Origin of the sequence: Halobaculum sp. MBLA0143 (assembly GCF_041361465.1) — an archaeon.
In the GTDB taxonomy this organism is placed as follows: Archaea; Halobacteriota; Halobacteria; order Halobacteriales; family Haloferacaceae; genus JAHENP01.
Window position 1 is genome coordinate 1,623,491 of the sequence record NZ_JBGKAC010000001.1, and the last position, 12,952, is coordinate 1,636,442.

At 66.9% G+C, this 12,952-nt stretch carries 11 protein-coding genes; 8 read left to right on the plus strand and 3 right to left on the minus strand.

Translation table 11 applies throughout. The features are described 5' to 3' along the window. Nucleotides 1-52: 52 nt before the first annotated feature. The 5 genes from RYH79_RS08390 (at nucleotide 53) to RYH79_RS08410 (ending at nucleotide 5,523) form a co-directional block, all read left to right on the plus strand. Entirely contained in the window at nucleotides 53-1,150 is a 1,098-nt protein-coding gene (locus RYH79_RS08390; protein WP_370898076.1) for a pyridoxal phosphate-dependent aminotransferase, read from the plus strand. A 191-nt stretch (nucleotides 1,151-1,341) separates the two neighbouring features. Next, nucleotides 1,342-1,950 carry a hypothetical protein gene (locus RYH79_RS08395; RefSeq protein ID WP_370898078.1) on the plus strand — a complete coding sequence of 203 codons (609 nt, stop codon included), beginning with the start codon at nucleotides 1,342-1,344 and terminating at the stop codon, nucleotides 1,948-1,950. A gap of 53 nt (nucleotides 1,951-2,003) precedes the next feature. Beyond that, complete coding sequence (locus tag RYH79_RS08400; RefSeq protein WP_370898080.1) at nucleotides 2,004-3,203, plus strand: ArsA family ATPase; 1,200 nt, start codon at nucleotides 2,004-2,006, stop codon at nucleotides 3,201-3,203. 207 nt (nucleotides 3,204-3,410) lie between these two features. Then, on the plus strand, nucleotides 3,411-4,601 hold the full coding sequence (locus tag RYH79_RS08405) for a chymotrypsin family serine protease (protein WP_370898082.1): 1,191 nt from the start codon (nucleotides 3,411-3,413) through the stop codon (nucleotides 4,599-4,601). Nucleotides 4,602-4,737: 136 nt separating this feature from the next. Next, nucleotides 4,738-5,523, plus strand: coding sequence for a hypothetical protein (locus RYH79_RS08410; RefSeq protein ID WP_370898084.1), 786 nt, complete (start codon nucleotides 4,738-4,740; stop codon nucleotides 5,521-5,523). Nucleotides 5,524-6,675: 1,152 nt separating this feature from the next. Here RYH79_RS08410 and RYH79_RS08415 read toward each other — a convergent pair. Continuing rightward, on the minus strand, nucleotides 6,676-7,518 hold the full coding sequence (locus RYH79_RS08415) for a nucleoside phosphorylase (RefSeq protein WP_370898086.1): 843 nt from the start codon (nucleotides 7,516-7,518) through the stop codon (nucleotides 6,676-6,678). A 233-nt stretch (nucleotides 7,519-7,751) separates the two neighbouring features. Between RYH79_RS08415 and RYH79_RS08420 the strand changes: the two genes are divergently transcribed. From RYH79_RS08420 to RYH79_RS08430, 3 genes are all read left to right on the plus strand, one after another. Continuing rightward, nucleotides 7,752-8,360, plus strand: a complete 609-nt coding sequence (locus tag RYH79_RS08420) for a hypothetical protein (RefSeq protein ID WP_370898088.1) — start codon at nucleotides 7,752-7,754, stop codon at nucleotides 8,358-8,360. Further along, a complete protein-coding gene (locus tag RYH79_RS08425; protein WP_370898090.1) occupies nucleotides 8,255-9,145 on the plus strand; it encodes a hypothetical protein in 891 nt (296 codons plus the stop codon). The genes RYH79_RS08420 and RYH79_RS08425 overlap by 106 nt, the downstream gene beginning before the upstream one ends. A gap of 671 nt (nucleotides 9,146-9,816) precedes the next feature. Beyond that, nucleotides 9,817-10,164, plus strand: a complete 348-nt coding sequence (locus RYH79_RS08430; protein WP_370898092.1) for a hypothetical protein — start codon at nucleotides 9,817-9,819, stop codon at nucleotides 10,162-10,164. A gap of 15 nt (nucleotides 10,165-10,179) precedes the next feature. Here RYH79_RS08430 and RYH79_RS08435 read toward each other — a convergent pair whose 3' ends face one another. Both RYH79_RS08435 and tbsP read right to left on the minus strand, forming a co-directional pair. Next, on the minus strand, nucleotides 10,180-11,865 hold the full coding sequence (locus RYH79_RS08435; RefSeq protein ID WP_370898094.1) for a YcaO-like family protein: 1,686 nt from the start codon (nucleotides 11,863-11,865) through the stop codon (nucleotides 10,180-10,182). 96 nt (nucleotides 11,866-11,961) lie between these two features. Next, nucleotides 11,962-12,780, minus strand: a complete 819-nt coding sequence (tbsP, locus tag RYH79_RS08440) for a transcriptional regulator TbsP (RefSeq protein WP_370898096.1) — start codon at nucleotides 12,778-12,780, stop codon at nucleotides 11,962-11,964. Nucleotides 12,781-12,952: the final 172 nt, after the last annotated feature.

Here is a 12,952-nt window from a genome sequence, read left to right on the forward strand (position 1 = left end):
CTGACGGCCGGCGAACGCCGGAGTGAAGCCCCGGCGGCGCCACGGTGACCGCATGGAGTACGAACGGCCGCAGTTCGCCCGGCTGAGTCGCTACGCGGACGAGGCCGACCGGGACGTGATCGACACCGTCTCCGGCAACCCGGACTGGGAGCCGCCGGCGGCGCTGCGTGACGGGCTCCGAGCGTCTGCCGACGGTGATCCGGAGTCGTTCCAGTACCCACCCAGTGAGGGGTTGGACGCGCTCCGGGCGGAGATCGCCACCCGGCGGAACGTCCCCCGCGAGCGCGTGATCGTGACGAACGGCGCCGGCGAGGCCAACCACCTCGCGCTCGCGGCCGCACTGACCGAAGCCGACGGCGACGAGGTGTTGCTCACGGACCCGGTGTACCCCTACTACCCCGCGAAGACGGAGCTGTTGGGCGGGACGCCGCGGCTGCTCCCGACGGAACCGGACGGGAGTCTCGACCTGTCTCGGTTCCGTGCGGCCGCCGGCGACGACACCACCGCGATCCTGCTCAACAGCCCCAACAACCCCACGGGAGCGGTGTACCCGCCGGAGACGATCAAGGCGACCGCGGAGCTGGCCGACGACGTCGGCGCCACACTGATCGTCGACGAGGTGTACGACCACTTCGACTACACGGGTCGGTTCGAGAGCGCACTGACGTTGGATCGGGACGACGTCGTCGTCACGACGGCGTTCTCGAAGTCGATGGCGATCACCGGGCTCCGGGTGGGGTACGCCGTGTTGCCGGAGCCGTTGCTGTCGCACGCCCGTACCCGACACATGCTCGTCAACGTCACCACGTCGCGGCCGGCACAGGCTGCGGTGCTCCGGGCACTCCGGGAGACGGAGCCGGGCTACTACGCCCACAACCGCGAGTTGCTGCGCGACCGGATCGGCGCGTTCGCGGACGCCTTGGACGACGCCGGCGCCGAGTACACCACCCCAGAGGGTGCGTTCTACGTCCTCGCGCGCTTCGACGACTTCCCCGGGACGACGGAGAACGCAGAGCGGCTGATCGACGAGGCGGGCGTCGCCGCGATGCCGGGCGCGACGTTCGGCGACGCGCGCGCCGACTGGTTCCGGTTCGCGCTCGTCACCCCGCGGGCGACGGAGGCGGCCGAACGGCTGGCGGCGTTCTTCTAGCTCGGCCTCTCGGCGTAGCCGGACTGTCGGTCCGCCCCGGTGACGGACCCCGAGCGTCCGGGGGCTCTGGTCCCGGCACCACACTTGAACTCTGGGCCGGGCGCCGGCGACCAGTCCGGGAGTCGTTCGTCGATTCGCTCCCGCGTTTCGGGAGCGAAACGCTTCTGACCGTAGACAGTGACCGCAACTCCGTGAGACGCGCTCGCTCGACTGCCGTCGTCGCCGTGTTAGTCACCCTCGCGGGGTGTGGCGCCGTCCCCGGGCTCGGCGGTGCACCGGACCGGACCCCCGGAGCGGGCGCTGCGAGTTCTCACTCCGGACCGGGGTGTCTGATCGACGTGGCGCAACGTAGCGCCGGGACGGTCACGGTGATCCCCGACGAGACGGACGCCGGGCTGATCGTCGAGACGACGATCGCGCACGACAGAGGCGAACGGCCGGACTTCACCCTCACGCGGACGTCCCCGGGAGTGTACACCCTGTTCGTCACGGTCGTGGGCGAGGAGACTCCACACTCCGGCGAGACGGCGACGCCGCAGCGTGTCCGCGACGGCTGTCGGATCGGGAACCGGGTCGAGAGTCGGGGTCGGATGGGCCAGAGCCTCGACAGGGTCAGAGTCGTCGTCGGCGGCGAGACAGTTCTGAACCGGACGGCACCCGAGAGCCGGACGACGTGGGAGATTCCGCGCGTGATCGACATCGACAGCGGTGAAGCAGTCGAGGTATCGACCGAGACAGACGCGACCGACGCCCCGACCGACACCTCGACCGAGCCGAACGCGACTGCGACAGTCGGGTGAACGGCGCGACCGACACCGACGAACAGACAAGCGCCGCGCGCCAAGCGGCGCACATGGACGATATCGACGTCGAGCCGGTCGACGAGATCGACGACGAGGACGACGGACCGGAGCCGGCCTCGCGCGTCGGCGCGGCGATCAAGATGTCCGGCGGCGACGACGACGACGACGGCGCACTCGAACCGGTCGACAGCGACGCGCTCGTCGCAGCGGACACCCCGGAGTACGTGCTGTACGGCGGGAAAGGCGGCGTCGGCAAGACGACGTGTTCGGCCGCGACGGGGTTGGCGAGTGCCGCCGGCGGGACGCCGACGCTCGTCGTCTCCACGGACCCCGCACACTCGCTGTCGGACACGCTGGACACGGAGATTCCGTCGGAGCCGAGCCGGATCCGCGAGGACGTGCCGCTGTACGCCGCCGAGATCGACCCCGACGAGGCCGTCTCCGAGGGGATGCTCGGCGCGGGCGTCACGGGCGACGGCGCGGGCGCGGGTGACACCGACGCGGCCGCCGACAGCCCCCTCGGCGGGCTCGGCGACTTGGGCGAGGTGGCCGGCGACGGACCGCTCGGGGGGATGCTCGGCGGCGAGATGCCCGGGGCCGACGAGGCGGCGGCGATGCGACAGCTCCTGGAGCACTTAGACGACCCGCGCTTCGACCGGGTCGTCGTCGACACGGCGCCGACGGGCCACACCCTCCGTCTGCTCCAGCTCCCCGAGCTGCTGGACTCGATGGTCGGCCGATTCCTGAAGATGCGCGAGCGTTTCTCCGGGATGGTCGACGGGCTGAAGGGCACCCTCGGGCTCGGCGAAGACGGGGAGCCGGGGCCGGAGCTGGAGGAGCTGCGCGACCGGATCGAACGCCTCCGCGCGACGCTCCAGGACCCCGAGAAGACGGACTTCCGGGTCGTGATGGTGCCCGAGGAGATGAGCGTCGTCGAGTCCGAACGCCTGATCGACCGCCTGGACGAGTTCGGTATCCCCGCGAACACGCTCGTCGTCAACCGGGTCATGGAAGACCCCGAGGACGTTGCCGGCACGGAGACGACCGACGTGGAGTTAGACGACGAGTGGGTCGTGACGCCGTCGTTGGACTCTTGTGAGTTCTGTCAGCGCCGTTGGGAGGTCCAACGGAACTCCTTGGAGCGCGCGAGTGATCTCTACCGCGGCCGCGACGTGAAGCGGGTGCCGTTACTGGCCGAGGAGGTCCGCGGCGAGACGGCGCTGGGTGTCGTGGCCGCGTGTCTGGCGTGAGACAGGGGACTGAAGTGGACAAGCGTGTCGAGCCGTCGTCTGCGCTGGAACTGCTTTCTCGACTGTGTGTCACTAGCGGTACGGTGCAACGTGCTAGCTCTGTATGTTTCAAATTTTCTAATAAAATAGTTATTTCTGTTTTACTACTAAATAGGTATAAAGACGAGAAATAAGTCTTATATACGCCGTACTAGACGAGCCTTACGCATGTTTGACCGGAACTACTCGGGGAGAGAGGTTTCACGACGGCAGACACTGGCGGCAGTGACGGGTGCGACGGTGTCCGGACTCGCAGGCGTGCCGACGACCGTCGTCGGCGACAGCGGGCGGGAGAAACGGGTCACGATCCTGGCGAGCGGCGACGAGAGTCGTGAGACCGTGACGGTCAGCAAGCGGTGGTATCGACACAAACAACAGGCGATCAAGGTGAAGGAAGCGATGAGCCGGCAGTTCCTCGGTGAGGGGAGCATCCACTCCGTCGGAATCGAGTCCAGTGACACCGTGGTGGGTGACCTCCGCGGGAAGCGTGTTCGTGTGACCGCCGATCCAGAGGGAGACGTGTCGGCGCTAGACGCGGTGCCGAGTGCTGTCGAAGGAATCCCAGTGCGGACTGTAGAGGAGGAACGGCCCAGGCAGACGGCGTGTTACAACGACCGGCGTGACGACGTGGACGGCGACGGCGAGAACGAGTTCCTCGGGGGGATGGCGTTCGAGGGCATGAAGAACATCGACGACGGTGGCGACGCGGTCGAAGCAGGAACGCTCTGCTGTCCCGTGCAGTACAACGGCGGAACGTACATGCTCACCGCTCGTCACGTTATCAGCGGTGACGTGTGTAAGACTCCAGGGATCACCGAGAGTGACTACGGCTGGGGGAGGACTGGAAACAACGAAGACAGTGTGACACCCTTCGGCTTCGTCGAGGCGGCACTCCCCGACTACGATGCTGCACTTCTCACGCTCGAGTCGTCGGATCTTCAGGACTTCAGTGGCCGCATTACCGACGAGCCAGACGCGGAGGTCGTCGGCCGGGTGACTGGCGACGGCATCGACACGCTGGCGTCGTACCCAGCCACGACAGTCTGCAAGCGAAGTCGGAAGACGTGCGCGACATCTGGGACTATCGTGAGTTCGAGATTGACCTTTAAATACGACTGTGGCCCGTTCGGCGACGAACAGAAGGAGTACGGGCAAGTCCGTACGTCGGCGACACAGGAGAAGGGTGACTCTGGGGGACCGGTGTACCTCCCGATCAACGACTCGTCTGGCACAGACGAGCTCTACCTCTTGAACGTGGCGACCAGAAACTACGGGAGTGACGACTACGCGCAGGGCTCCTCGGCAGACATCCTACACGATCAGGAGGATATCAGTTTCGGCAGTGAGAAGTACTATTAGCGAACAGATGAATATCCGTAGCATCGCCTCTCGGTTCGCTGGAACGTTCGCACTCGGGGCTGCGACACTCGCTGGACTGCTGATCGTAATCAGCGAAGTTCATCTATCCTTGAACGCGTACTACAGAGGAGGATCGATGAGTTGGGCGGAGATCTACTCTGCTTTTGTTGCTGGGGAGAGAAGTCTGAGTTTGCTCACCCTCATGGCCGACCTTCGAATTCTGGTCGCAGTAGCGTTCGTCCACGCAGTCTGGCAGAGAAGTCTCACGGTCGCCACACTCTCCGGGTTCCTCGCGGCAGCGGAGTCTGGAATAACGGCATCTCTTCCTCCAGCTTTCACACCAGTTGTGAGAGAACTCTGTCCGTCCTGTACGACCTCTAGCTTCGGTACCGAAGTCCCAGTGTGGATACTGGTCGTCGTTGCTGCGATGCTGTGCAACGCAGTTGCACTACTGGATCAGAACAGTGACACCAGTCTCGGGGGGGACGGGCATCACGGTGTAGATGAGTCAACTGACGCCTTGCTGCCCACCACGGAGCGACAATTGGGGTACCTTCTAGCTACTCTCTCCGGGTACACGCTCGTTATCACGTTCTTATCTATTGGTATTGTATCCTCGCCGTTCGTCGAGGCCTTACCAAACATCAACTGGAGGACTGCAGGTGGACTCGGCCTTTGCGCGTTGGTATTCTACGAGTTCGTCACGACGAAGGCGGGCTTCAGCCTCGCCGCACTCGCGGCCGTCGTGTGGCACACTAGCTTCGCCGCACTCCAGTACGACACAGCACTGTCTGAGTTCCTCGTTCCGACGGCTACTCTGCTCACGATCTCTGCAGTCGGCTTCATGTACTCCAAGTCGATAGAGTTCACACGGCAGAGACGACGAAGTACACACGGCTCGCAGCCGCGCGATGGAGCCTGATCCGAGGAGGCTCGCCACAGTCCACGGAGACGGACAGACCACCCCGTCCAATCGCAGTTCGAACACGACGGTTACGCCTGACGGGTCCGAACCCCAGTTGCAGAAACCGGTTACGTCGCTCGGAGACTGCGTGACCTCTCCCGAGCCGTCGCCGAACGTGAACTGACAGCCAAAGTCGAGCGGGCTAGAGATGTGGCTGCTGACGTGACCGACTACGGACGCTCGGTGCCGGACGGTTACGTCGAGCGAACTACGGACGGTTCTGACGGCGCCGAACGACGATGAGACAGAACCGACACGGAGACAGTCGGCAGGGTGATCGAATAGTTGAGTTGGACGGTGACGAGGTGATCGTAGCGGAGACGATGGACGGTGAACGGACGGTGGTACTCTCCGACGAGTTTGTCTGCCGACCCGTGGCGTGGGGAGACCGATCGAGTCACGATGTCGTTGCCGAGGGCGACGGGGTAACACGAACGGCTAGACAGGTGCACACGGCGAGAGCCACCCTCTGAGGCCAACACACATCGCCGGCGCAAACGACACCACACCAGCAACATCTCCGAGCAGTCCCCTCCTGTTCTCGGTAGTATCGTGGTAGAGAGGTGATTCGGAGGCGGGAAGACGGGATTAGTGGAAGACGACGTTACACACTCGTCGTCGACTCACGTCTGTCTGCCCTATCGAGCCGACGACTCGCTGCCACCGTTGACAACCGCCCGTCGGTGACCGATGCGACCGACCGATATGACGCAGGCAGTGGCTGGTACGGCCGCGAACACTGCCCGCTGCAGTCGTCGACGCCGGTGGTGCCGACGGGCACAGACGCTCGCAACCACCTGCCGGGGTGCCCGGGGCTGCGCGATCTCCCGACCGGCGAAGTTCAGGGTCGAGTCTCGCCGAGGTCCCGCCGGCCCACGGAAGCCCGTGTCGAGAGTACTGGCCGTCGCTGGACGCCACGCGAGCCACGCACACTCCAGGTGCGGTCGTCGTCGCGACTCGCGACGTGGTTTCTCGACAGTCGTGAAGTCGTCGCCCGAACCGGGCTGGCACGCCGGCCGGACGCCGAGCCGGTCGTCGACGACGAGCTGCGTGCGGTCGCCCGGGCGGCGCTGGTGGTGTCGGACGAGCACACCGCGACCGACGGCGGCCTCACTTCACCGTGGCTGCTACCCCCTCGATCACGGGGTCCAGGAGCTCCGGTAGTGACCGCCGTCCGGTCCCCTCCGGGCGCCACTCCTCGGACGTGAGACAGTCGTCCACGAGGTGGACCGTCGCCGTCGCCACGTCTCGGTAGCGACACACCGCCCACACGGCCGCGGTCTCCATCCCGACCGAGACCACCCCCGCCTCCGTGTATCGCTCGACCTCGGCGACCGTCTCGCGGTAGAGCGCGCTCGTAGTCCACGTCGGCCCCCGCGCGGTGTCGAACCCCGCGTCGTGGAGTGCCGACGCGACGCTGGCTACCACCGACTCCGTAGGCGTCAGCTCCGCCGTCGGCGGGAGGTAGTGGTGTGAGACTCCCTCGTCTCGGATCGCACGAGTCGGGAGGACGACCGTATCGGGGTCGAGCGACGCCTGCAGCGTCCCCGAGCCGGCGACCACCAGCACCACCTCCGCGCCCGCGGCTACGAGGTTCTCGGCCACGATGGCCGCCACCGGAGCACTGATACCGGCCTCTTGCACCGGGACGAAGCCGACGGTCTCCGACAGGCGGTACAGCGACTGTGACCGAACGATGCTGACCTCTTCCGTCGCTCGCTCCTCGACCGCCTCGTGTAACGCCTCCTGGAACCCGAGGAGGACGACAGGCGGAACGTCGGGCAGCCCGTCCCCGTGGGCCGTCACCGCGTCGGTCGGGTCGAACAGTGCCTCCGAGTGGTATTTGTCGGTGTAGTTCGGTAACGTTGGCTTCGGTCGGTCGTCGTCGTCGTCACTCCTCGCCGGGTCGTGCTGTGACGAACCGGTCTCACCCCTCTGATTGAGCGTCGACACTGCCGGTGGACTCCCCTCGTTCGTTTCGCCCGTTTCAGTCGTTTCAGTCGTTTCAGTTGTTTCAGTCGTTGCCGTCACGTGCCGCAACGGACGAAACGAGAAGAGATAAATCTCCGGCGAGTGGTGCCGACACGCTGCTCACGTGGGTGGCCTGAAGCGACGAAACCCGGCCACGATGCGCCGGTTGCTCGTCACCGACGGTAGTCTCGGTGGGTGGCTCGTGGCAGCCACGGGTGTTTCGTCGGATCGACTATCTCGACGATTCTTTCGGACCCGAGACCGCCGTCGGCGTCGGCCTGTCGGAGTTGTTCGATTCGTCCGGTCGGCACCGCGGTCGTGTCACCGCGGAGCTTCACGTACAGTCGCACGGCGTCGTCGAGCAACTGGCCAACGAGGGAGAACGGCTCCGTCGGGAGAACGAGGAGTTACGTGGGGAGTTAGAGTCGGTTCGAGATTGTGCCGGAGGTGACCGGGCAGAGCTGTTCTCTCGTGTGACGAAACTGGGTGAGTCCGACGAGGGGAACTCTGTGCGACTCGGTTCCAGCGACTCAACCCTGGGCCACTCCCACGGCCGCGACGTGAAGCGCGTCGCCCTGCTCGCCGAGGAGGTTCGCGGCGAGACGACGTTAGTCGTCTCGACTACGTGTCTGGCCCGAACGAGGAGGGTAGTGGATCGGATTGACGCGGAGAGACAGCATCAAAGTTTATTGACAGCGGCTACCACCGACACAGTCAGATGTTACTTCGCCGTTTCGGTCCCCGAGCTGTCAGGGCCCTCGCAGTCGGGAGTGCAGCAGCGGCGGGGGTCCCGGCGGTCGTCAGCCAGATTCACCTTCACCTGACCGCCCAGTACGGCAACACGGCCGGAAGCTGGGCCGACGGCTACCGTTCGTTCCTCGCTGGAACGGAGAGCCTGACACTGCTCACGCTCCTCCAGCCGGCGACCGTTCTGCTAGCGGTGACGTTCGTCCACGCCGTCTGGCAGCGGAGCCTCACCGTCGTCACGCTGTTCGGTGTCGCCGCTGCGACGGGGTCAGGGCTGACGGTTACCCTCCCACCGTCTCTGACGCCCCTTGCAACACAGCTCTGTCCCGTTTGTGTGGTCTCCACCGGTGTCGAAGTTCCGGCTGGCGCGCTGGTCGTCACTGCCGCGGTACTGTGTAATCTGAGCGAACTGCTGAGGCAGGGCGTAGACACTCGCCATGCGGGCAGACGGGGGCGTGACACCGACGAATCGCTCTACGTTTCGCTCCTGGCGACGAGACGACAGTCAGGGCGACTGTTATCGAAGCTGTCCGGGTACGCGCTCGCCGTCTCGTTCCTCGCAGTCGGTGTCGGATCACTCCCGTCAATCGAGATTCTCCAGAACATCGGCGGAGTCACCGCGGGAGGACTCGTCATCTGTGCCCTGGTGGTCTACGAACTCGTTGCGACGGGGGCGGCGTACAGTCTCGGTGTGCTCGCGGCGCTCGCGTGGCTCACGGGGATCGCCGCACTCCAGTACGACACGGCGCTGTCGGGTGTCCTCCTCCCGACGGCTGTTCTGCTCACCGTCTCCGCGACGACATCGTTCTACGCCGAGCGGATCGCACCTGCGGCGTTGAGTTCGAACCCAGCGGGTCCGTGAACGGCTACGGGACGGGTGGAGCACCCGTTTCAGTCGCGGTTCGAACACGACGGTGACCGTACTGCGGCCGCGACGTGAAGCGTGTCCCCTTGCTCGCCGAAGAGGTTCGCGGCGAGACGGCGCTGGGTGTCGTGGCGGCGTGTCTGGCCCGAGACACGTCGGAGACACACGACACGAGACGGTGGGAAACTGCTATCCGTCGGCCGTTTGGACGCCTCCAGTATGTCCGAAGAGAGACGGCTCACGCGACGCGCTGCCGGAGCCTGCGTGCTCGCCGCGGCGGGCGTCGGTGGGGCCGTCGTCTGCGGGAGCAGTCGGCCGTCGTCACTCGCGGCGGCACGCGAAGCCTTCCACGCCGGGCGCGCACTCCGGGAACGAGCGGGACGGGAGGCGATGCGCCGGCGCTGGGAGGCGGGTGGACTGGAGCCGGCCGCGAGCGGGAACGTCTCCCGGACTCTACGGCCCCCGGCGGGGCTGTCCGGTCACGCAGAGGCGACAGACTGCGACCTGGCATGCGACGTGGTTCAGGTGTACGGGTTCGATCAGCTGTTCGCGGACGCGCGAGTCGAGATGACGAAGAACCTCGACAGCCCGCTCGGCAGCGACAGCGGGGCGCCGCCGGCGGACGTGTTCTCGATGGGCTGGGAGTACACGACTACGATCGGTACACCGTGGGAGACGCCGAGCCGGGGAATCCGGAGTGGGGGGGTGCGGTGGCGGACGTTGGCCGCAACACCGCGTCCGGAATTACCTGGACCGTCACGGACGCCGGTGAGGGGGGCGTCGACGCCGGAGAAGTGGTCTGGAGTGGGACAGTATCGTGTGAACTCTGTCCCGAGGACGGCACCGACATCGACGAGCGAGGCATTCGGGCCGAGTACCTACACACCTGGGGTGGGGGGAGTGACGGCGAGCCCTCCGTGACCGTCGAGCCGACGGGGGCACTGTCCGTCGAACGGACGCCCGACGACGACTTCCACGGGTGGTCGTCACCGGTGGTAGCGTGGGCACGGGAGTGAGATCGGACTCCGTCGCTACGGGAACGGGTGGAACTCCCGTTCCAGTCGCGGCTCGAACCCCAGTTCCGCGGGCACGATCTCGGCGCGCTCGCCGAAGAACGGCTCGGCGGTGAACAACGGCTGTGCGCCGGGAGCGACGACCCGGACGGCCTCGAAGCCGAGTTCGGCCAGATCGACCGTGGTCAGTCCGGCCGCGTACGCTCCCAGGTCGGCGTCGGCCAGCCGCGCGACGAGTTCGTCGACTCGTTCGTCGGCGGGGACGGACTCCGTCACGTCGCCGGCGTCGACCGTCGCGGGGGCGTCGACGAACTCCCGGACACTCCCGGGAAACTCCGCGTAGCGACCGACGGCGGCCTCCTGGTCTGTGGCGCGTTCCGGCCCCATCGACTCCAGTTCCGTCCAGTTCTGGAGCGCTTCGGCGCAGGCGGCGGTCGCGGCCGCGCTGGCGTCGAACCCCGCGGCGGAGCCGAGCGCGAACCGGGGCCACTCACCGTCGCGGTGGACCGCGACGGCGACGACCGGCACGTCCACGTCCTGGGTGCAGAGCAACGGCGTGACGGTCAACGACTCCGCTCGGGCGCGTTTCCGGAGCGTCTGGAACGCCGGCGTGTCGACGACCAACTCCACCGGCTCGAACGTGGAGTACCACGCGAGCATCGTCGCGTCGCGTTCGATCACCTCCGCGAGCCCGGCCGCGAGCGCCTCGTCCGTGCTGTTGCCCAGCCCGAGCCCGGTGGTGATCTGCGGCGCGAACTGCCGGCCGGGGGCGGGGAAGTTGACGAACGACGCCGGGAGCGCGGCGTAGCTCTCGTCTCGGAGGTCGACCCCGTCCGTCCAAGCGACGCGGTCGTCCGAGTCGGGCGCGGCGCCGTCGGGCGTGACGAACGCGGAGACGGGGACGGCGTCGATCACGCCGGCGGTAGGGGCGTGTCGGAACGACGACTCCCGGTAGACGCCGGCGGCGTACCGTTCCAGCGCCTCGCCGACCGCCTTCGCGTAGGCGGCGTTCCAGTCGCCGGCGACGCCGGCGCCGAACTCCCCGCAGCGTGCGTCCGCGAACCCGGTCGTGTCGGCGGTCGCGGCGACGTAGTACGGCACCGGGAACGAGGACTGCTCGCCCACCTCGCGGACGGGGCCGAGCCGGTCGTCGACGACCCGTTCCATCCGGGCGACGGCGTCCGACAGCGAGACCTCGCGGTGGCCCCGCGACAGCCCGTCCGGCGACGACCGACAGCCACACCCCGGGACGGGGAGGAACTCCCGTTCTCGACCGGACACCTCGACTACTGTGCCGCCGAGCGACTCGCCGCCCAGGAGCCGGGCGAGCCGGTGACCGGCGACGGCGCCGGCGAGCCGGGCGGTGCTGTGTGGCGGCGTCGGATCGCCGTCACGCTCTGCTCCGTCCGTGCCGGCGGCCACGCGGGCACGGAGACAGTCCGGGCAGGCGCTCGTCTCGGAGAAGACGCTGACTGCGGCGTCGAGGTCGAGCCGACGGCCGCCGAGCCCGCCGAACTCGACGGTGACGAGTGTGGCGGGTGTCGCGGCGTCGAACCGGTCGGCGCCGACCGGGCCGGCGACGACGGCCGCGGAGAACCGTTCGAGCGCCGTCGGCTCCGCCGTGACCGTCGTCGCGTCCGTCTCGGAGAGGGCCGCGGCGACGGGCTCCGTCACGGTCGCCGGACCGACGAGGGCGACTTCCATACCGGACCGGGTGGGCCGCGACGGGAAAAGACACCGACTCTCCGTGGTCGACACCACACCGGTCGACTGTGCGACGACCCGTGGCGCGTCGCCGGACTACTCCACGATCGACTGGACGACCCCCGCGAGCTCCTCGCTGGAGGCCTCCTTCAGCCGGTCGTCACCGAACTTCAGGCGGAGCCGCGGGCGACCGACGTCGATGGGCACCTTCTCCGTGTCGATGATCCCGACGTCTTCGAGCCGGGTCTTCGTGCGGGAGAAGGTGGCCTTGCTGGCGATGCCGACGTCCTCGCCCCACTTCGAGATGTCGTACAACAGCGCCTCGTTCTTCGCAGCGACGAGCAACGAGATCGTCACCTCGTCTAACCCCTCCCCGTCGCCACGGGCGGTCTCCAGCGACGACAGGACGGTGTCGAAGTCCGCCCGCACCGCGTCGCCGATCTGTTCGTCCATCGTCTCTCGGATGCGCGAGAGCGGGGGGGTCCGGAGGTTGAACTCCGGCGACCGCTCCCAGAGGTCGGAGTAGGTGCCGTAGGCGTCACCGAGGAAGTCGTCCTCGTCGGCCGCGAGCGCGCCCACCGTCTCCGTCGCGGTGACGATGGCGTACATGGACTCGTCGGAGACGAGCAGCGTGTTGTCCACGTCCTCCTCCAGCTCGTGGAGGGTGAGCCGCCCGTCCGCGACGAGGTCGGCGGCGTCGGCGGCGACGAGGAAGTCGTCCATCACGTCCTTCAGCAGCCGGTTGTCGGCGACGACGTTGACGGTCGGGAAGTCCGTGTCTGGCCGTGCCCCCAGCGCGATCAACGCCTCCAACACGCCCGCAGACGGACTGATCAGATACGCCTCCCCGTCCACGTCCGCCAAGGCATCCCGGAACAGTTCCTCTGTCTGCGTCTCCAGTAAATTCGACGGCATTGAGCTAACTACGGAAACGGAAGGGCCGTATTTAATACTAACGAAAAAATAGGAATCTAACGGTTCTACCGCCACATTTCGATCAGCTCGCGCTAGTATCCGCGCCACGCACGTAGTACCGCCGCGTACCGAGCCTCAGGTCGGCTCTCGTGCCGGCGCTCGCCCGTCGCCG